The following is an 18,265-nucleotide window of genomic DNA, read 5'->3' as shown; positions in this document are numbered from 1 at the left end:
GACGCCTCGCCCGACCTAACCGACGCCTCGCCCGACCTAACCGACGCCTCGCCCGACCTAACCGACGCCTCGCCCGACCTAACCGACGCCTCGGCGGAGCCGGGTCAGCGGATCAGCGGGTCGACAGCGAGAGCGACGAAGAGGAGCGACAGGTAGAGGTTGCTCGAGTGGAAGAGCTGCATGGGGCGGATCTTGGTGAGGTCCTCGGTGCCCTTTGCACGCGCGTGCAGCTGGTGGGCCTGGACGAGGAAGACGGCGCCGAGGCCGACGGCGGCGACCGGGTAGAGCCAGCCGGTGGAGGCGATGGGCCACAGCAGCAGCGAGGTGGCGACCATGATCCAGGAGTACGCCACGATCTGGCCGCCCACGTGGCGGGCGGACTTGACCACCGGCAGCATCGGCACGTCGACCTGCGCGTAGTCCTCGCGGTAGCGCAGCGCGAGGGCCCAGGTGTGCGGCGGGGTCCAGAAGAAGACGACCATGAACAGGATCAGCGGCTCCCAGGAGACCTGGTTGGTGACCGCGGTCCAGCCGATCAGGGTCGGGAAGCAACCGGCGATGCCGCCCCAGACGATGTTCTGGGTGGTGCGCCGCTTGAGCAGCATCGTGTAGACGAAGACGTAGAACGCGTTGGCGGCCAGCGACAGGCCCGCGGAGAGCCAGTTGACGAAGAACCCGAGCACCAGCACCGACAGCACGGCCAGCACGGACCCGAAGACCAGGGCAGCCCGCGGGGTGACCACGTGCCGCGGCAGAGCCCGGCGTCGCGTACGCCTCATCTGCTCGTCGATGTCACGGTCGTAGACGCAGTTGAAGACCGAGGCCGAACCGGCCGAGAAGATCCCGCCGACGACGGTGGCCGCGACCAGGCCGACGCCCGGGACACCCTGGGCGGCGAAGAACATCACCGGAACGGTGGTCAGCAGCAGCAGCTCGATCACGCGGGGCTTCGTCAGGGAGACGTACGCCGAGATGACGTCGCGCATTGACGCGCGGTCGCTACGCTGGTCGAGGTCGGGGACCGGCTGTTCGACGTGCGTCACTGAGAAGATCCTTCTCGTTCGGGTTGAGGCGTCACATGCGGCTCGTACAAGCAGTTCACAGCATGCGGCTCGCAGTCTAACCCCGAGCGTGAGTAGGCTCGGATTCGGCAGCCCCCACGGCCAGCCCAAGAAATGTCCCCAGCGGATTTCTACGATTTTGAAAAGGCACCTCGTGAGCACCAAACCTGTACTCGAGTGGACCGATCTGGACAGCAAGGCCGTGGACACCGTCCGCGTTCTCGCCATGGACTCCGTGCAGAAGGTCGGCAACGGCCACCCTGGCACCGCGATGAGCCTGGCCCCGGCGGCGTACCTGCTCTTCCAGAAGGTGATGAAGCACAACCCGGCCGACACCGACTGGCTCGGCCGTGACCGGTTCGTGCTCTCCGTCGGCCACTCGAGCGTCACCCTCTACATCCAGCTCTACCTCGGCGGCTTCGGTCTCGAGCTCGGCGACCTGGAGGCCCTGCGCACCTGGGGCTCGCTGACCCCGGGTCACCCCGAGCGCGGCCACACCCGCGGCGTGGAGGTGACCACCGGCCCGCTCGGCCAGGGTGTCGCCAACGCCGTCGGCATCGCGATGGCCCAGCGCCGGCTGCGCGGCCTGCTCGACCCGGACACCCCGGTCGACCAGCCGAGCCCGTTCGACCACAAGACCTACGTGCTGGCCGGTGACGGCGACCTGCAGGAGGGCGTCAGCTCCGAGGCCAGCTCGATCGCCGGCACGCAGAAGCTCGGCAACCTCACGATGATCTACGACGCCAACCGGATATCGATCGAGGGCGACACCAACGTCGCGTTCACCGAGGACGTGGCGGCCCGCTACAAGGCCTACGGCTGGCACGTGCAGGAGGTCGACTGGACCCACGACGGCACCGGCTACGCCGAGGACGTCCCGGCGCTCTACGACGCGATCAACGCCGCCGCCGAGGTCACCGACCAGCCGTCGCTGATCCTGCTGCGCACCATCATCGCCTGGCCCGCCCCCAACGCGCAGAACACCGAGGCCGCCCACGGCTCGGCGCTCGGCGCCGAGGAGGTCGCCGCGACCAAGGAGGTGCTGGGCTTCGACCCGGCCAAGTCCTTCGACGTCGACCCCGCGGTGCTCGCCCACACCCGTAAGCTCATCGAGCGCGGCGAGCAGGCCGAGCAGGCCTGGCGTGAGCAGGAGGCCGCCTGGGCCGAGGCCAACCCGGAGGGCGCCAAGCTGCTCGCGCGGCTGCAGGCCGGGGAGCTCCCCGACGGCATCGCCGACGCGCTGCCGTTCTTCGAGGCCGACGCCAAGGGCATCGCCACCCGCGCCGCCTCCGGCAAGGTGATCAACGCGCTGGCGCCGGTGCTGCCCGAGCTGTGGGGCGGCTCGGCCGACCTCGCCGGCTCCAACAACACCACCATCTCCGGTGCGCCCAGCTTCGTCCCCGAGGACCGCTCCACCCACGAGTGGAAGGGCGACCCCTACGCCGGGCGCGTGCTCCACTTCGGCATCCGCGAGCACGCCATGGGCGCGATCCTCAACGGCATCGTGGCCCACTCGCCCACCCGGGCCTTCGGCGGCACGTTCTTCCAGTTCTCCGACTACATGCGCGGCGCCGTACGCGTCGGGGCCCTGTCCAAGCTGCCGGTGATCCACGTCTGGACCCATGACTCGGTCGGTCTGGGCGAGGACGGCCCGACCCACCAGCCGGTCGAGCACCTCGCCGCGGTCCGGGCCATCCCGGGTCTCGACGTGGTCCGTCCCGCCGACGCCAACGAGACCGCCGCCGCCTGGCTCGAGGTGCTCAAGCACCACGACCGCCCCTCGGCGCTCATCCTGACCCGTCAGGCGCTGCCGACCTTCCCGCGCGGGAAGGATGGCTTCGCCGACACGAGCGGCGTGGCCAAGGGTGGCTACGTGCTCCTCGACTCCCCCACCGGGACCGTGGACGTGGTGCTGCTCGGCACCGGCTCCGAGGTGCAGTACGCCGTCGCCGCCCGCGAGGAGCTGGCGAAGGAGGGCATCGGCGCCCGGGTCGTCTCGCTGCCCTGCCTGGAGTGGTTCGAGGCCCAGGACCAGGACTACCGCGACTCGGTGATCCCGCCCAGCGTCAAGGCGCGCGTCAGCGTCGAGGCCGGCGTGAAGCAGGGCTGGCGGGAGTACGTCGGCGACGCCGGCCGGATCGTCTCGCTCGAGCACTTCGGCGCCTCGGCGTCCGGTGCGCTGCTGTTCAAGGAGTACGGCTTCACCCCCGAGGCGGTCGTCACGGCCGCCAAGGAGAGCCTCGCCGCCATCAACAAGGGAGCATGAAATATGTCTGATCGTCTCAAGGCGCTGGCCGAGGCCGGCGTATCCATCTGGCTCGACGACCTCTCCCGCGAGCGGATCGAGACCGGCAACCTCGCCGATCTCGTCAAGGAGAAGTCCGTCGTCGGGGTGACCACCAACCCGACCATCTTCGCCGCCGCGATCGCCAACGGTGAGCGCTACGACGAGCAGCTGCGCTCGCTGGTGGCCGACGGCAAGAACGTCGACGAGGTCATCTTCGGCCTCACCACCGAGGACGTACGCAACGCCTGCGACATCCTCGCGCCGGTCGCCGAGGCGACCAAGGACGACGGCCGGGTCTCGATCGAGGTCGAGCCCACGCTGGCCAACGACACCGACGCGACCATCGCCTCCGCGAAGGCGCTGTGGGCCGCTGTCGACCGCCCCAACGTGCTGATCAAGATCCCGGCAACCCTCGAGGGGCTGCCGGCGATCACCGCCGCGATCGCCGAGGGCATCTCGGTCAACGTGACCCTGATCTTCTCGGTGGAGCGCTACCGGGCGGTGATGGACGCCTACCTGACCGGTCTGGAGCAGGCCAAGGCGGCCGGCAAGGACCTGTCCACGATCCGCAGCGTGGCGTCGTTCTTCGTCTCCCGGGTCGACACCGAGATCGACAAGCGGCTCGAGGCGATCGGCACCCCTGAGGCCACCGCGCTGCGCGGCAAGGCCGCGGTGGCCAACGCCATCGCCGCCTACGCCGCCTTCGAGGAGGTCCACGCCGGCGAGCGCTGGGCCGCGCTGGCCGCCGAGGGCGCCAACGCCCAGCGGCCGCTGTGGGCCTCGACCGGGGTCAAGAACCCGGACTACCCCGACACCCTCTACGTCACCGAGCTGGTCGTCGCCGACACCGTCAACACGATGCCGGAGAAGACCCTGGAGGCCTTCGCCGACCACGGCGAGGTCAAGGGCGACGTCGTCACCGGCAAGGGCGCCGAGGCGGCAGCGGTCTTCGAGTCGCTGCGCTCGGTCGGGGTCGACATCGACGACGTCTTCTTGGTGCTGGAGACCGAGGGCGTCGACAAGTTCAAGGCCTCCTGGACCGAGCTCGTCGACACCGTCGTCGGCCAGATCGAGGCGGTCAAGCAGTGAGCGATGGCCCGGTCGACGTGACCACGACGGACGCTTGGAAGGCACTCACCGAGCTGCGGGCAGGCTTCGAGCCCGACCTGCGCTCGTGGTTCGCCGATGATCCCGGCCGGGCCTCACGCTTCACCTTCGAGGCGGCCGATCTCCACGTCGACCTCTCCAAGAACCTCCTCACCGACGACCTCCTGGCCACCCTCCTCACGCTCGCCGAGCAGGTCGGCCTGGAGGCGCGGCGCGATGCCATGTTCACAGGCGAACACATCAACGTCACCGAGGACCGGGCGGTGCTCCACACCGCCCTCCGCCTCCCGTCCGACGCCTCCCTGGTGGTCGACGGCACCGACGTCGTCCCCGAGGTCCACGAGACCCTGGCGAAGATGTACGCCTTCGCCGACCGGGTCCGCTCGGGTGAGTGGAAGGGCGTCACCGGGGAGCGGATCCACACGGTCGTCAACATCGGCATCGGCGGCTCCGACCTGGGCCCGGTGATGGCGTACGAGGCGCTGGAGCCGTTCCGTCACCCCGAGATCGAGTGCCGCTTCATCTCCAACATCGATCCCACCGACGCCGCCCAGAAGCTGAAGGGGCTCGACCCCGCCACCACCCTGTTCGTCGTCTCCTCGAAGACCTTCTCGACGCTGGAGACGCTGACCAACGCCCGGCTGGCGCGTGCCTGGCTCCTCGACGCGCTCGGCGACGACGTGGACGCCGCCGACGCGGTGAAAAAGCACTTCGTCGCGGTCTCGACCGCCCTGGACAAGGTCGCGAGCTTCGGGATCGACCCGGAGAACGCGTTCGGCTTCTGGGACTGGGTCGGCGGCCGCTACTCGGTCGACTCCGCGATCGGCACGTCCCTGGCGATCGCCGTCGGCCCCGAGGGCTTCGCCGAGTTCCTCGGTGGCTTCCACGCGATCGACGAGCACTTCCGCACCACCCCGCTCGCCCAGAACGTCCCGGCCCTGATGGGTCTCCTCAACGTCTGGTACGTCAACTTCTTCGACGCCCAGACCCACGCCGTGCTGCCCTACTCCCAGCTGCTGCACCGGTTCCCGGCCTACCTCCAGCAGCTGACCATGGAGTCCAACGGCAAGTCGGTTCGCTGGGACGGCACCGCGGTGAGCACCGACACCGGCGAGGTGTTCTGGGGCGAGCCCGGCACCAACGGCCAGCACGCGTTCTACCAGCTGATCCACCAGGGCACCCGGGTGATCCCGGCCGACTTCCTCGCGTTCGCCAACCCCGCCTATCCGCTCGCGGACGGCGACATCGACGTGCACGAGCTGTTCCTGGCCAACTTCTTCGCCCAGACCCAGGCACTCGCCTTCGGCAAGACCGCCGAGCAGGTGCGCGCCGAGGGCACCGCGGAGAACATCGTCAACGCCCGAGTCTTCTCCGGCAACCGGCCGACCACCTCGATCATGGCGCCGGCTCTGACCCCGCACGTGCTGGGGCAGCTGATCGCGCTCTACGAGCACATCACCTTCACCCAGGGTGTGGTGTGGGGCATCGACTCCTTCGACCAGTGGGGCGTCGAGCTCGGCAAGCAGCTCGCCCTGCAGATCAGCCCGGCGGTCTCCGGTGATGTCGAGACCGCCAAACAGCAGGACACCTCCACCCAGTCCCTCATCGCCTACTACAGAGAGAAGCGCACGTGACCAGCGACGGTCATCCCGAGTCACTTATCGAGGTCCACGAGACCGCCGAGGCGCTGGCCTCGGCCGTTGCCGGAGAGTTCCTCAGCCGCCTCGCCGACCTGCAGGCGGCCGGCGACGTCCCCACCATCGGACTCACCGGTGGCACCATCGCCGAGGCGATCCATCGTGAGATCGCGCGTCTCGCTCCCGAGTCGGGTGTCGACTGGGGCGCGGTCGAGTTCTTCTTCGGCGACGAGCGCTACGTCGCCGCCGACTCCCCCGACCGCAACGCCGGCCAGGCCCGTGCCGCCTTCCTGACCGAGGTCGGCGTGCCCGACCACCGCATCCACGAGATGCCCGCCACCGACTCCGGCCTGAGCGTCGACGAGGCCGCGGCGCAGTTCTCCGAGGACGTACGCCGGCACGGCTCCGGCGGCTTCGACATCCTCATGCTCGGCGTCGGGCCCGACGGCCACATCGCCTCCCTCTTCCCCGGCTTCCCGCAGCTCGAGGCGAAGGACGCGATCGCCGTCGGCGTCACCGGCTCCCCCAAGCCCCCGCCCGAGCGCATCACCTTCACGTTCGAGGCGCTGCGCCGTTCCACGACCGTCTGGTTCCTGGTCAGCGGTGAGGGCAAGGCCGAAGCGGTGGCCAAGGCCCACTCCGGCGCACCGGTCACCGAGATCCCCGCCACCGGCGTCACCGGCACCACCGAGACGACCTGGTTCCTGGACCGGGCCGCCGCCTCGAAGCTCTGACCGCCGCCGACCCGGCGCGTCTGCCCCGCCCAGGCGCGTCGAGTCGGCGCAAATGTCTCGGGAACTCCGTTACCCAGGTTGCTAACTGCAGGTAAATCTTTCCCGCATCGGGTTCCGCGCGCACCTGCCGGCTGCCACCATCCGAGCATGTCCTTCAGCGCCTCTCGGCGGCTGCGCCTCACCCTGGCCAGCCTCGTTGCCCTCGCCCTGGCGAGCTTCATGGCGGTCGTCATCACGACCGCCCCGGCCCAGGCGGCCACGATCACCGTATCCACGGCGATCGCCACCCAGAACGGCTCGACGGCGACGGTACGCGGCTACGTCGTCGGTCAGCCCACCGCGACCAACACCGTCGTGACCAGCAGCTATCCCAACGACTACGCCCTCGCGATCGCCGACTCAGCCACGGAGACCAGCACGTCGAGGATGCTCTACGTGCAGATCCCCGACGCCTTCCGCAGCTCGTGGGGCCTGCGGTCCAACCCGAGCCTGAAGGGGCGTCAGATCGATGTCACCGGCACCCTGACGGCGTACTTCTCCCATCCCGGCCACAAGAACGGCACCGCCTTCGCGTTCGCCGGCTCCACGCCGGCCCCCACACCCACCCCCACCGCCAGCCCCACCCCGGATCCCAACATCCCGGCGGGCTACTACGACTCGGCCACAGGTCTGTCCGGCTCGGCACTGAAGTCGGCGCTGCACAACATCATCGACGGCCACACCACCCTGTCCTACAGCGCGGTCTGGGAAGCGCTGAAGGTGCTCGACCAGGACCCCAACAACTCCTCGAACGTGATCGAGTTCTACTCCGGAGTCTCCACACCGAAGACCAACAACGGCGGCGACGCCAACAACTGGAACCGCGAGCACACCTGGCCCCAGAGCCACGGCGACTTCGGCACGAGCAACGGCCCCGGCACCGACGTACACCACCTGCTGCCCGAGGACGTCACCGTCAACTCCACCCGCGGCAACAAGGACTTCGACCTCGGTGGCTCGGCAGTCTCGGAGTGCAGCGACTGCTGGAGCGACGCCGACTCCTTCGAGCCGCGCGACAGCGTCAAGGGCGACCTCGCCCGCGGCATCCTCTACATGGCCGTGCGCTACAACGGCGACGACGGCTTCGCCGACCTCGAGCTCAACAACTCCGTCAACGGTTCGACCAGCTACCTCGGCAAGGTCTGCGTCCTCCTGGCCTGGCACAGCGCCGACCCCGTCACCGCCGCCGAGCGCACCCGCAACAACACGATCTACTCCACCTACCAGCACAACCGCAACCCGTTCATCGACCACCCCGAGTACGCCGACTCCATCTTCGGCGCCACCTGCTAACCCCCGCCGAGTCGGCTCATCTTGACCGGATTCCGCGCCGAGTCGGCTCGTCATGACGAGCCGACTCGGCGGAATTGTCGGTGGTCCCGCTCATGCTGGGCGCATGGACATTGAACAGATGCGATTCACCCGTACGCTCGGCGCCGACTTCCCGCTGGCCGCGACCCTGCCGTTCACCACGAAGATGGCGCTCGATTCGGGCGTGACCCACCGACAGCTGCGCGAGCTCGTGCACCTCGGACTCATCCGGCGGTTGATCAAGGGGGTCTATCTGGCCACAGAGGCGGGCGACTCGCTCGCGCTGCGCGTCGCGGGGCTCAAGCTCGTCGTTCCCGAGGACGCCGTGGTGGTCGACCGGCATGCTGGTTGGCTCCTCGGCGCCGAGATGATGCTCGCGCCGGGCGAGCACCTCGACCTGCAGCCTCTCTCGGTCTTCCTTCCTGCCGGCCGTGGTCGTCTGCGCAACGACCTCGCTGCCAGCGGCGAGCGCACCTTCGTCAAGGACGACATCCTCGAGATCGACGGTCTGCTGGTGACCAGCGCACTCCGCACCGCCTGGGACGTCGGCCGGGTGCGGTGGCCAGAACGGGCCATCGCCGGGATCGACCAGGTGCATCGGCTCGGCCACTACGATCCTGGCGAGTTCCTCGCCGGGATCAACAGGTTCCGTGGACAGCGGTACGTCACCACGCTGAGAGCGGTCGGACCACTCGCCGATGGTCGAGCGGAGTCACCTCCGGAGTCGGTCCTGCGGATCTGGTCGAAAGAGGTGAGAGGCCTCGATCTCGTACCTCAGCTCGAGGTCCATCGAGGACGCCGGTTCCTCGGACGCCTCGACCTCGGCAACGAGCACCTGAAGATCGGCGTCGAGTACGACGGGGCCGAATGGCACAGCACCCCCGAGCAGCTGGAGCATGACCGGAGCCGGCGAGCCGACATGATCGATGACGGCTGGCTCATCGAGGTCTTCACCAAGGACGACACGTTCCGCAGACTCGCTGACCCCGGCGTACGACTGCGGCGGCTGCGCGACCGCGCCCACCAGCGCCTTGCCGACGCGACGGCCGCCTGAAACCGCCGAGTCGGCTCGTCCTGACCACATCCGGTGCCCAGTCGGCTCGTCATAACGAGCCGACTCGGCACCGATTCATGTCAGAACGAGCCGACTCGGCGGGTGTTCAGAAGATGATCTCGCCGGACTTGCGGCGGGAGCGGAGCAGGGCGATGGCCTCCTCCAGGATGTCCTCGGCCTCGGCGTCGGAGCGGCGCTCCTTCACGTAGGCGAGGTGGGTCTTGTAAGGCTCGATCTTCGGCGCCGGGGGCGCGTTCTCCTCGTCCAGACCAGCCGGGAGCCCACACTTGGGGCAGTCCCAGGAGTCCGGTGGCGTCGCCTCGACGGCGAAGGTGATGACCGAGCGATGTGCGTTGGCGCAGAAGTAGGTGACGGCCTTTCGCGGGGCAGCTTCGCCACGCTCCGCCTCACCCATCGGCCCAGCACCGACTCGGGAGCCCCGAATCGCGTTCCCTCCACCTGCCATGGTGCTGCGGTGTCCTCTCTCAACTTAAAGTTCGCAGCCCCGAGAGGCCACTTTGGGGGAATCGGACGGCAAAATCTCCGTCCAGCGTCGATGAGTTTAGACGCTATCGCGCGTGCGCTGAAGGGGAATGGTTCAGTAGGCCATCAGCAGGCCGAGCGCGATCACACAGGCGAACCAGATGACACCGATGCCGATGGTGAGTCGGTCGAGGTTGCGCTCGACGACCGAGGATCCACCCAGCGAGCTCGAGACACCGCCACCGAACATGTCGGAGAGTCCGCCACCGCGGCCCTTGTGGAGCAGCACGAGCAGGATCATCAGCGCGCTCGCGATGACCAGAATGATGGTGAAGAGAAGTTCCACGTCTGAAATCCTATCTGGAGAGCGGCAAACCTACAGCACCGGTAGGTCGTAGTAACGGGAGATCGCCGCGAAGTCCTCCACGGAGAGGCTTGCGCCGCCGACCAGGGCGCCGTCGACGTCGCCCTCCTGCATCAGCGCGGCCACGTTGTTGGGCTTCACCGAGCCGCCGTAGAGGATGCGTACGCCACCGGCGATCTCCGCTCCGTAGAGCTTCTCCAGGCGCTCCCGGATGCCGGCGCAGACCTCCTGGGCGTCCTGCGCCGTCGCGGTCTCCCCCGTGCCGATCGCCCAGACCGGCTCGTAGGCGATCACGACCTGCGCGACCTCGGCGTCGGTGAGCCCGGCCAGCGATGCCTCGGCCTGAGCGGTGCAGTGCTCGAGGTGGTTGCCGGCCTGGCGGACCTCGAGGCCCTCGCCGACGCAGACGATCGGGACGATGTTGTGCTTGAGCGCGATCTTCGCCTTCTGCGCGACGATCTCGTCGGTCTCGCCGAAGTGCTCACGACGCTCGGAGTGACCCACGATCACGTAGGAGCAGCCGAGCTTGGCCAGCATCGAGGCCGAGATCTCGCCGGTGTAGGCGCCGGACTCATGGGTCGAGACGTTCTGGGCACCGTAGGTGATGCGCATCTTGTCGCCGTCGACCAGCGTCTGCACCGAGCGGATGTCGGTGAAGGGCGGGAAGACCGCGACCTCCACGGCAGCGAAGTCGTGGCGCTTGTCGGAGAGCGTCCAGGCGAGCTTCTGGACCAGCACCACCGCTTCTTGGTGGTTGAGGTTCATCTTCCAGTTGCCGGCGATGAGCGGGGTGCGCCCCGCGGCCGCCTTCTTGGCCGCCATCAGCCCAGTCCCCCGGCCAGCGTCGACTCCTCGAGCACGGCGATGCCCGGAAGGGTCTTGCCCTCCAGGTATTCGAGCGAGGCGCCGCCGCCGGTGGAGATGTGACCGAACTGGTCATCGGAGAACCCGAGCTGACGGATCGCCGCGGCGGAGTCACCACCGCCGACGACCGAGAGGCCGTCGATCGTGGTGAGCGCCTGGGCCACCGCGCGGGTGCCCTCGGCGAAGGCAGCCTGCTCGAAGACGCCCATCGGACCGTTCCAGAAGACCGTCTTCGCGCCCTCGAGCGCGGCGGCGTAGGTCTGCGCGGACTCCGGACCGATGTCGAGCCCGAGCGACTCGGACGGGATCGCGTTGGCCGCGACCACGCGGGCGGAGGCCTCGTCGCCGAAGGAGTCGGCGACCACGATGTCGGTCGGCAGCAGGATCTCGACGCCGATCTCCTCGGCACGCTCGAGGTAGCCGAGCACGGTGAGGATCTGGTCCTCCTCGAGCAGCGACTGACCCACCTCGTTGCCCTGGGCCTTGAGGAAGGTGAAGACCATGCCGCCCCCGATGAGCAGCTTGTCGGCCTTGCCGAGCAGGTTGTCGATCACGCCCAGCTTGTCGGAGACCTTCGAGCCACCGAGGACGACCACATAGGGCCGCTCGGGGGTCTCGGTGAGCCGCTTGAGCACGTCGATCTCGGTGGCCACCAGGTCGCCCAGTGCGCTCGGGAGCAGCTTGGCGACGTCGTAGACCGAGGCCTGCTTGCGGTGGACCACGCCGAAGCCGTCGGAGACGAAGGCGTCGGCCAGAGCGGCGAGCTCGGCGGCGAAGGTGGCCCGCTCGATGTCGTCCTTGCTGGTCTCACCGGGGTTGAAGCGTACGTTCTCCAGCAGCGCGACCTGGCCGTCGGCGAGGCCGCCGACGACCGCGCTGGCGGAGTCGCCGACGGTGTCGGTCGCGAAGGCGACCTCGGCACCGAGCAGCTCACCGAGGCGGACCGCCACGGGCGCCAGCGAGTAGGCCGGGTCCGGCTCCCCCTTCGGGCGACCGAGGTGGGCGACCACCACGACCTTGGCGCCGGCGTCGGCCAGCGCCTTGATCGTGGGCACCGAGGCACGGATGCGACCGTCGTCGGTGATCGTGGTGCCTTCCAGCGGGACGTTGAGGTCGGAGCGCACGAGAACGCGCTTGCCCGCGACACCCTGCTCGATGAGCTGCGTGAGATTCAGAGACATAACGGGCTAGACCCTAACCTGTGAGGTGGGTCGCTGGGTCACAGGCTCGCGCCAACGTACGCCACCAGGTCACCGAGCCGGTTGGAGTAGCCCCACTCGTTGTCGTACCACGCCGCGACCTTGACCTGGTTGCCGATCACCTTGGTGAGCGGAGCGTCGAAGATCGAGGACGCCGGGTTGGTCACGATGTCGGAGGAGACGATCGGGTCGGTCGAGTAGACGAGGTACTTCCCGTCGGCGGCCTTCTCCATGATCGAGTTGATCTCCTCCACCGAGGTCTCGCGCGAGGCCTCGAAGGAGAGGTCGACGATCGAGCCGGTCGGCACCGGCACACGCAGCGCGTAGCCGTCGAGCTTGCCCTTCAGCTCCGGCAGCACCAGGCCGATCGCCTTGGCGGCGCCGGTCGAGGTGGGCACCACGTTGAGCGCGGCCGCGCGGGCACGGCGCAGGTCCTTGTGGATGTTGTCCTGCAGGTTCTGGTCGGCGGTGTAGGCGTGCACCGTGGTCATCAGGCCCTGGTTGATGCCGATGCCCTCGTGCAGCGCCTTCGCCAGCGGCGCCAGGCAGTTGGTGGTGCAGGAGGCGTTGGAGATGACCGTGTGGGCCTCGGGGTCGTAGACGCCCTCGTTGACGCCGAGGACGATGGTGGCGTCCTCGTTCTTCGCCGGTGCGGAGATGATGACCTTCTTCGCGCCGCCGTTGTCGACGTGGGCGCGGGCCTTGGTCGCGTCGGTGAAGAAGCCGGTGGACTCGATCACGACGTCGACGCCGAGGTCGGCCCACTTGAGGTTGGCCGGGTCACGCTCTGCGTACGCCTTGATCTCCTTGCCGTCGACGACGATCGCGTCCTCGGTGGCGGACACGTCGGCGCCGAGGGGACCGAGGATCGAGTCGAACTTCAGCAGCGTCGCGAGGGTGGCGTTGTCGCTGAGGTCGTTGACACCGACGATCTCGATGTCGAGGTCGGAGGCGCGCACCGCGCGGAAGAAGTTGCGGCCGATCCGGCCGAATCCGTTGATGCCTACTCGAACTGTCACGTGGACTCCTGGTTCGCGTCGAAAGATTGTGCGCGGGATCACCCGCTGACGCCGACACTACCCAGCCCCTCTGAACAGCGGGAGACTGGGTTGGATCGTTCCAAAAGACGGACGAGTAGCAAACGGCCCGAGCCCCTCGGATACACGAGGGGCTCGGGCCGGGTCGAGAATGGGGAAGCGCTCCTCAGGCGTCCTCGGCGAGCATCTCCGCGGTCAGCGACGCCTCGGTGTCGGGGATGCCGAGCTCCTCGGCCCGCTTGTCGGCCATCGCGAGCAGACGGCGGATGCGGCCGGCGATGGCGTCCTTGGTGAGCACCGGGTCGTGGAGCTGGCCGAGCTCCTCGAGGGAGGCCTGCTTGTGCTCCAGCCGGAGCTTGCCGGCCTGGCGCAGGTGGTCGGGGATGTCCTCACCGAGGATCTCCAGGGCGCGCTCGACGCGCGCTCCAGCAGCGACGGCCGCACGGGCCGAGCGGCGCAGGTTGGCGTCGTCGAAGTTGGCCAGCCGGTTGGCGGTGGCACGTACCTCGCGGCGCATCCGGCGCTCCTCCCAGGCCATCAGCGACTCGTGGGCACCCAGACGGGTCAGCAGCTGGCCGATCGCGTCACCGTCGCGGATGACGACGCGGTCCACGCCGCGGACCTCACGGGGCTTGGCGGAGATGCCGATCCGACGGGCTACGCCGACCAGAGCCAGCGCCGACTCCGAGCCGGGGCAGGTCACCTCCATCGAGGAGGAGCGACCCGGCTCGGTCAGCGAGCCGTGGGCCAGGAACGCCCCGCGCCAGGCGGCGACGGCGTCGCAGGCCCCGCCCGAGACGACGGCAGGGGGAAGACCCCGCACCGGTCGCCCGCGCTGGTCGAGGAGGCCGGTCTGGCGCGCCAGCGCCTCACCGTCCTTGACCACGCGCACGATGTAGCGGCTGCCCTTACGAAGCCCGCTCGCCTGGATGAGAGCCACCTCTGCCTCGTGGCCGAAGACGTCGGCGATGTCTCGCTTCAGTCTCCTGGCGGCCAGACCGGTGTCGAGCTCAGCCTCGACCACGATCCTGCCGGCCACGATGTGGATCCCCCCAGCGAACCTCAACGTCGAGGCAACCTCTGCCTTGCGGCAGCATGTCTTGGTGATCTGAGTGGAGGCCAGCTCTGCCTTCACCTGTCCCGTCATCGCCATGCCGGAGAGTCTTTCATTGTTGTCAACGACCCTCGAATCGGTTCCACCCCAGAGGCCGCGCTAACCCGCCCCGATCACCCTCGCGTACGCGGCGGCGAGCCGCTCCGGGTCGTGACGAGGGGTCCCGTCGCCGACGGCGACGTCGGCGACCTCGACCTGTGCGCCGCACTTCTCGGCGACCCGCGACAGCTCGTCGAGGCCGTCGAGGGAGGAGTCGACCAGGACGGTGTGGATGCGGAGGTCGGGGGCGTGCTCGAGGAGGACCGAGAGGTGCTCGGCGGGGCCGAAGCCGGTCGTCTCCCCCGGCTGCTCGCCGAGGTTGAGCACAACGACGATCTTCGCGGAGGTCGCGACCAGGGCCTCGCGCAGGGCGCGGACCATCAGGTGCGGCAGGACCGAGGTGAACCAGGAGCCCGGCCCCAGGAACACCCACTCCGCCTCGCAGATGGCCGCGACCGCATCCGGAGCGGCGGGCGGGTTGTCGGGGATGAGCCGGATCGACTCGATCTTCCCGTCGGTGCTGGCGACCTCGACCTGCCCCTGCACCGAGGTGAGGGCCTCGGGAGACCCGGGCACCAGGCCGCGTACGTCGGCGACGATGTCCATCGGGACCAGCGCCATCGGCAGGACCCGGCCCTTGGCGCCCAGCAGGCGGCCGACCCAGTCGAGGGCCTCGACGTGGTCGCCGAGCTGCTCCCACAGGCCCACGATCAGCAGGTTGCCGAGGTTGTGACCGCGCATCTCGCCCTCACCGGCGAAGCGGTGCTGCAGCACCTGCGCCCAGGTGTCGTCCCAGCGGTCCGCGCCGCACAGCGCGGCGAGCGCCATCCGCAGGTCGCCCGGCGGAAGCACACCGAACTCCCGTCGGAGCCGGCCGCTCGAGCCGCCGTTGTCGGCGACCGTGACGATCGCGGTGAGCTGGTCGACGGTCAGGTCGTCGACCAGCAGACGCAGCGCGCTCAGCGATGCGTGCAGTCCGTGCCCTCCCCCCAGGGCGACGACGGCCTGGGCTTCTGCCCCGGGTCGGTCGGCCCCGGCCACTCTCACTCCCGCCCGAGGTCTCGGTGGATCGCCTTCGCATCCAGGCCGGCATCTCGCAGCCGCCTGGAGATCTCCTCCGCCATCGCCACGCTGCGGTGCTTGCCGCCCGTGCACCCGATCGCCACGCGCATGAACCTCTTTCCTTCGTGGAGATAGCCCTTGGTCACTCCGATGAGCACCGGAACATACCCGCTCAGGAACTCCTCCGCACCAGGGCGCGAGTAGACGTAGGCGGCGACGTCGGGGTTGTCACGTCCGTTGCCGTCCTTCAGCTCCGGCACCCAGTGCGGGTTGGGCAGGAAACGCATGTCGGCCATGAAGTCGGCGTCGACCGGGATCCCGTACTTGAACCCGAAGCTCACCACCGACACCTTCAGCGTCGTCCGCTCGGGAGTGCCGAACGCCTCAGCGATCCGCGCGGTGAGCTGGTGCACGTTGAGCTGGGTCGTGTCGATGACCAGGTCGGCGGCACCGCGCAGGCTGGCCAGCACCACCCGCTCCCGCTCCAGCGCGTCCAGCAGCCGCTCGTTGCCTCGCTGCATCGGGTGCGGCCGTCGCGCGGCCTCCTGCCGGCGGACCAGCGTGTCGTCGGCGGCGTCGAGGAAGACCAGCGTCGTACGCCGCCCGGTGGCTCCCTTCGCCACGATCTCCTCGAGCTCGGCGAAGAACGACCCCGAACGTACATCGGTCACGACCGCCACCGGCTGCTCCGGGCCCCGGGCCGCGTCGACCCGCTCGACCACCTGCGGGAGCAGGCTCGGCGGCAGGTTGTCGACGACGTAGTAGCCGAGATCCTCCAGCTCCTTGGCGGCGGTGCTCCGCCCGGCACCGGTCATGCCGGTGATGACGACGACCTCCCCCTTGTGCATGACCTACTCCTCGATGATCTCGCCGGTGGTGACGTTGATGGCGCTAACCTTGCCATTCTTCGCCGTCTGCTCCACAGCGGTCTTGATCGCGGTCGCGGTGCCGGGCCCGATGCCGGGCACCTGGGCGATCTCCTCGACGGTCGCGGCCCGGAGCTTCTTGAGCGAGCCGAAGTGCTTCATCAGGGTCTTGCGGCGCACCTCGCCGAGGCCGGGTACGTCGTCGAGCAGGCTCTCCACCATCGACTTCGAGCGACGGCCGCGGTGATGGGTGATCGCGAACCGGTGCGCCTCGTCGCGGACCCGCTGCAGCAGGTAGAGCCCTTCGGAGGACCTCGGCAGGATGACCGGGTCCTCCTCGCCGGGCACCCAGACCTCCTCCAGGCGCTTGGCCAGGCCGACGACCGGGATGTCGTCGATGCCCAGCTCGGCCAGGGCTCGCTGGGCGGCGGCCACCTGGGGCGCGCCGCCGTCGACGACGACCAGGCCCGGTGCGTAGGCGAACTTCCGCGGCCGGCCGGTCTCCGGGTCGACCAGCATCGGGCCGTTCGCCCCCTCGACCTCCGTGGACACGATCGAGGTCGACTGCTCATCGAGGAGCCGCTTGAACCGCCGGGTGATCACCTCGTGCATCGCCCGGACGTCGTCGGAGCCGTCCTGGCCCTTGATGATGAACCGGCGATACTCCGACTTGCGGGCGAGGCCGTCCTCGAAGACCACCATGCTGGCCACGATCTCGGTGCCCTGCAGGTGGGAGATGTCGTAGCACTCGATCCGCAGCGGCACCTCCTCGAGCTCGAGCGCCTCCTGGATCTCCTCCAGCGCCCGGTTGCGGGTGGTCAGGTCGCTGGCCCGCTTGGTCTTGTGGAGCGCCAGGGCCTGCTCGGCGTTCTTCGCCACGGTCTCCTGGAGCGTCTTCTTGTCGCCGCGCTGCGGGACCCGGATCCTGACCCTCGCCTTGCGGACGTCGGAGAGGAGCTCCTCGAGGGTCTCGTGGTCGGGTGGCAGCGCCGGGACGAGGATCTCGCGCGGGATCGCCTCGGCGTCTTCGCCCGCGTAGAGCTGGAGCAGGAAGTGCTCGACCAGGCCGGCGGTGTCGGCGTCGTCCATCCGGTCGGCGACCCAGCCGCGCTGGCCCTTGATGCGGCCGCCGCGTACGTAGAAGATCTGCACGCCGACCTCGAGCGGGTCCTCGGCCAGCGCGATGACGTCGGCGTCGGCACCGTCGCCGAGCACCACGGCCTGCTTCTCCAGGGCACGCTGCATCGCGCCGAGGTCGTCACGCAGCCGCGCGGCCTTCTCGAAGTCGAGGGCCTCTGACGCGGCGTACATCTCCTTCTCGATCCGCTTGATGAAGGTCGTGGTGTGGCCGGCCATGAAGTCGCAGAAGTCGTCGACGATCTCGCGGTGCTCCTCGGCGGAGATGTTGCCGACGCACGGGGCGGTGCACTTGTCGATGTAGCCGAGCAGGCAGGGACGGCCGATCTGCTGCGAGCGCTTGAAGACGCCGTTGCTGCACGAGCGCATCGGGAAGACACGCAGCAGGATGTCGACGGTCTCGCGGATCGCCCAGGCGTGGCCGTAGGGGCCGAAGTATCGGGTGCCCTTGCGTTTGGCCCCGCGCCCGACCATGACCCGCGGGAACTCCTCGGAAACGGTGACCGCGAGCCACGGGTAGGACTTGTCGTCGCGGTACTTCACATTGAACCGCGGGTCGAACTCCTTGATCCAGGTGTATTCGAGCTGGAGCGCCTCGATGTCGTTGTTGACCGTCGTCCACTCGACGCTGGCCGCGGTGGTGACCATCGTCGCCGTGCGGGGGTGCAGGCTGGGGATCGGCTGGAAGTAGTTCGCGAGCCGCTGGCGCAGGTTGATCGCCTTGCCGACATAGATCACCCGCCCCTTGGGATCGCGGAACCGGTAGACCCCGGGCTGGGTGGGGATGTCCCCCGCTTTGGGGCGATAGCTCTGCGGATCGGGCACGTCCGCCAGCCTATCGGCGAGGACCGACAGGCCGGCGGTACGTCG

At 68.9% G+C, this 18,265-nt stretch carries 16 protein-coding genes; 6 read left to right on the top strand and 10 right to left on the bottom strand.

From position 1 onward, the window contains the following. Positions 1 to 104 precede the first annotated feature (104 nt). Complete coding sequence (locus ACZ6WN_RS27385) at positions 105 to 1,043, bottom strand: heme o synthase (RefSeq protein ID WP_465869270.1); 939 nt, start codon at positions 1,041 to 1,043, stop codon at positions 105 to 107. Between the two features lie 172 nt (positions 1,044 to 1,215). Here ACZ6WN_RS27385 and tkt point away from each other — a divergent pair, with 172 nt between their 5' ends. The 6 genes from tkt (at position 1,216) to ACZ6WN_RS27355 (ending at position 9,230) form a co-directional block, all read left to right on the top strand. Next, positions 1,216 to 3,327 (top strand): transketolase, encoded by a 2,112-nt coding sequence (gene tkt, locus ACZ6WN_RS27380; protein WP_465869268.1) that lies wholly within the window; start codon positions 1,216 to 1,218, stop codon positions 3,325 to 3,327. Positions 3,328 to 3,330: 3 nt separating this feature from the next. Then, entirely contained in the window at positions 3,331 to 4,437 is a 1,107-nt protein-coding gene (gene tal, locus ACZ6WN_RS27375; protein ID WP_465869266.1) for a transaldolase, read from the top strand. Beyond that, a complete protein-coding gene (gene pgi, locus ACZ6WN_RS27370; protein ID WP_465869265.1) occupies positions 4,434 to 6,089 on the top strand; it encodes a glucose-6-phosphate isomerase in 1,656 nt (551 codons plus the stop codon). Before tal ends, pgi begins: the two co-directional genes overlap by 4 nt. Next, positions 6,086 to 6,826, top strand: a complete 741-nt coding sequence (gene pgl / locus ACZ6WN_RS27365) for a 6-phosphogluconolactonase (RefSeq protein ID WP_465869263.1) — start codon at positions 6,086 to 6,088, stop codon at positions 6,824 to 6,826. Before pgi ends, pgl begins: the two co-directional genes overlap by 4 nt. Positions 6,827 to 6,973: 147 nt before the next feature. Continuing rightward, a complete protein-coding gene (locus tag ACZ6WN_RS27360; RefSeq protein ID WP_465869261.1) occupies positions 6,974 to 8,158 on the top strand; it encodes an endonuclease in 1,185 nt (394 codons plus the stop codon). A gap of 103 nt (positions 8,159 to 8,261) precedes the next feature. Next, the gene (locus tag ACZ6WN_RS27355; RefSeq protein ID WP_465869260.1) at positions 8,262 to 9,230 is read left to right on the top strand and encodes a type IV toxin-antitoxin system AbiEi family antitoxin domain-containing protein; all 969 of its coding nucleotides are present in this window, start codon (positions 8,262 to 8,264) and stop codon (positions 9,228 to 9,230) included. A gap of 106 nt (positions 9,231 to 9,336) precedes the next feature. Here ACZ6WN_RS27355 and ACZ6WN_RS27350 read toward each other — a convergent pair whose 3' ends face one another. From ACZ6WN_RS27350 to uvrC, 9 genes are all read right to left on the bottom strand, one after another. Beyond that, complete coding sequence (locus ACZ6WN_RS27350) at positions 9,337 to 9,696, bottom strand: RNA polymerase-binding protein RbpA (protein WP_008357153.1); 360 nt, start codon at positions 9,694 to 9,696, stop codon at positions 9,337 to 9,339. A gap of 132 nt (positions 9,697 to 9,828) precedes the next feature. Continuing rightward, on the bottom strand, positions 9,829 to 10,059 hold the full coding sequence (gene secG, locus ACZ6WN_RS27345; RefSeq protein WP_008357155.1) for a preprotein translocase subunit SecG: 231 nt from the start codon (positions 10,057 to 10,059) through the stop codon (positions 9,829 to 9,831). Positions 10,060 to 10,089: 30 nt separating this feature from the next. After that, on the bottom strand, positions 10,090 to 10,899 hold the full coding sequence (gene tpiA / locus ACZ6WN_RS27340) for a triose-phosphate isomerase (protein ID WP_465869258.1): 810 nt from the start codon (positions 10,897 to 10,899) through the stop codon (positions 10,090 to 10,092). Then, complete coding sequence (locus tag ACZ6WN_RS27335; RefSeq protein ID WP_465869256.1) at positions 10,899 to 12,122, bottom strand: phosphoglycerate kinase; 1,224 nt, start codon at positions 12,120 to 12,122, stop codon at positions 10,899 to 10,901. Before ACZ6WN_RS27335 ends, tpiA begins: the two co-directional genes overlap by 1 nt. 38 nt (positions 12,123 to 12,160) lie before the next feature. Beyond that, positions 12,161 to 13,159, bottom strand: coding sequence for a type I glyceraldehyde-3-phosphate dehydrogenase (gap, locus tag ACZ6WN_RS27330; protein ID WP_465869254.1), 999 nt, complete (start codon positions 13,157 to 13,159; stop codon positions 12,161 to 12,163). 184 nt (positions 13,160 to 13,343) lie between these two features. Then, positions 13,344 to 14,330, bottom strand: a complete 987-nt coding sequence (whiA, locus tag ACZ6WN_RS27325; RefSeq protein WP_045547796.1) for a DNA-binding protein WhiA — start codon at positions 14,328 to 14,330, stop codon at positions 13,344 to 13,346. A gap of 60 nt (positions 14,331 to 14,390) precedes the next feature. After that, positions 14,391 to 15,371, bottom strand: coding sequence for a gluconeogenesis factor YvcK family protein (locus ACZ6WN_RS27320; RefSeq protein WP_465869252.1), 981 nt, complete (start codon positions 15,369 to 15,371; stop codon positions 14,391 to 14,393). A gap of 2 nt (positions 15,372 to 15,373) precedes the next feature. Next, positions 15,374 to 16,240 (bottom strand): RNase adapter RapZ, encoded by an 867-nt coding sequence (gene rapZ, locus ACZ6WN_RS27315; protein ID WP_141792971.1) that lies wholly within the window; start codon positions 16,238 to 16,240, stop codon positions 15,374 to 15,376. Between the two features lie 3 nt (positions 16,241 to 16,243). Further along, positions 16,244 to 18,220, bottom strand: coding sequence for an excinuclease ABC subunit UvrC (uvrC, locus tag ACZ6WN_RS27310; RefSeq protein ID WP_465869250.1), 1,977 nt, complete (start codon positions 18,218 to 18,220; stop codon positions 16,244 to 16,246). Positions 18,221 to 18,265: the final 45 nt, after the last annotated feature.

Source organism: Nocardioides sp. NPDC054178 (assembly GCF_055585005.1).
This window is presented reverse-complemented; position numbering and strand designations above follow the sequence as displayed.

Coding starts and splice junctions, on each gene's coding strand:
- tal (WP_465869266.1), top strand. CDS start 3,331: ATGTCTGATCGTCTCAAGGCGCTGGCCGAGGCCGGCGTATCCATCTGG.
- ACZ6WN_RS27360 (WP_465869261.1), top strand. CDS start 6,974: ATGTCCTTCAGCGCCTCTCGGCGGCTGCGCCTCACCCTGGCCAGCCTC.
- ACZ6WN_RS27355 (WP_465869260.1), top strand. CDS start 8,262: ATGGACATTGAACAGATGCGATTCACCCGTACGCTCGGCGCCGACTTC.
- ACZ6WN_RS27350 (WP_008357153.1), bottom strand. CDS start 9,696: ATGGCAGGTGGAGGGAACGCGATTCGGGGCTCCCGAGTCGGTGCTGGG.
- tpiA (WP_465869258.1), bottom strand. CDS start 10,899: ATGGCGGCCAAGAAGGCGGCCGCGGGGCGCACCCCGCTCATCGCCGGC.
- ACZ6WN_RS27335 (WP_465869256.1), bottom strand. CDS start 12,122: ATGTCTCTGAATCTCACGCAGCTCATCGAGCAGGGTGTCGCGGGCAAG.
- whiA (WP_045547796.1), bottom strand. CDS start 14,330: ATGGCGATGACGGGACAGGTGAAGGCAGAGCTGGCCTCCACTCAGATC.
- rapZ (WP_141792971.1), bottom strand. CDS start 16,240: ATGCACAAGGGGGAGGTCGTCGTCATCACCGGCATGACCGGTGCCGGG.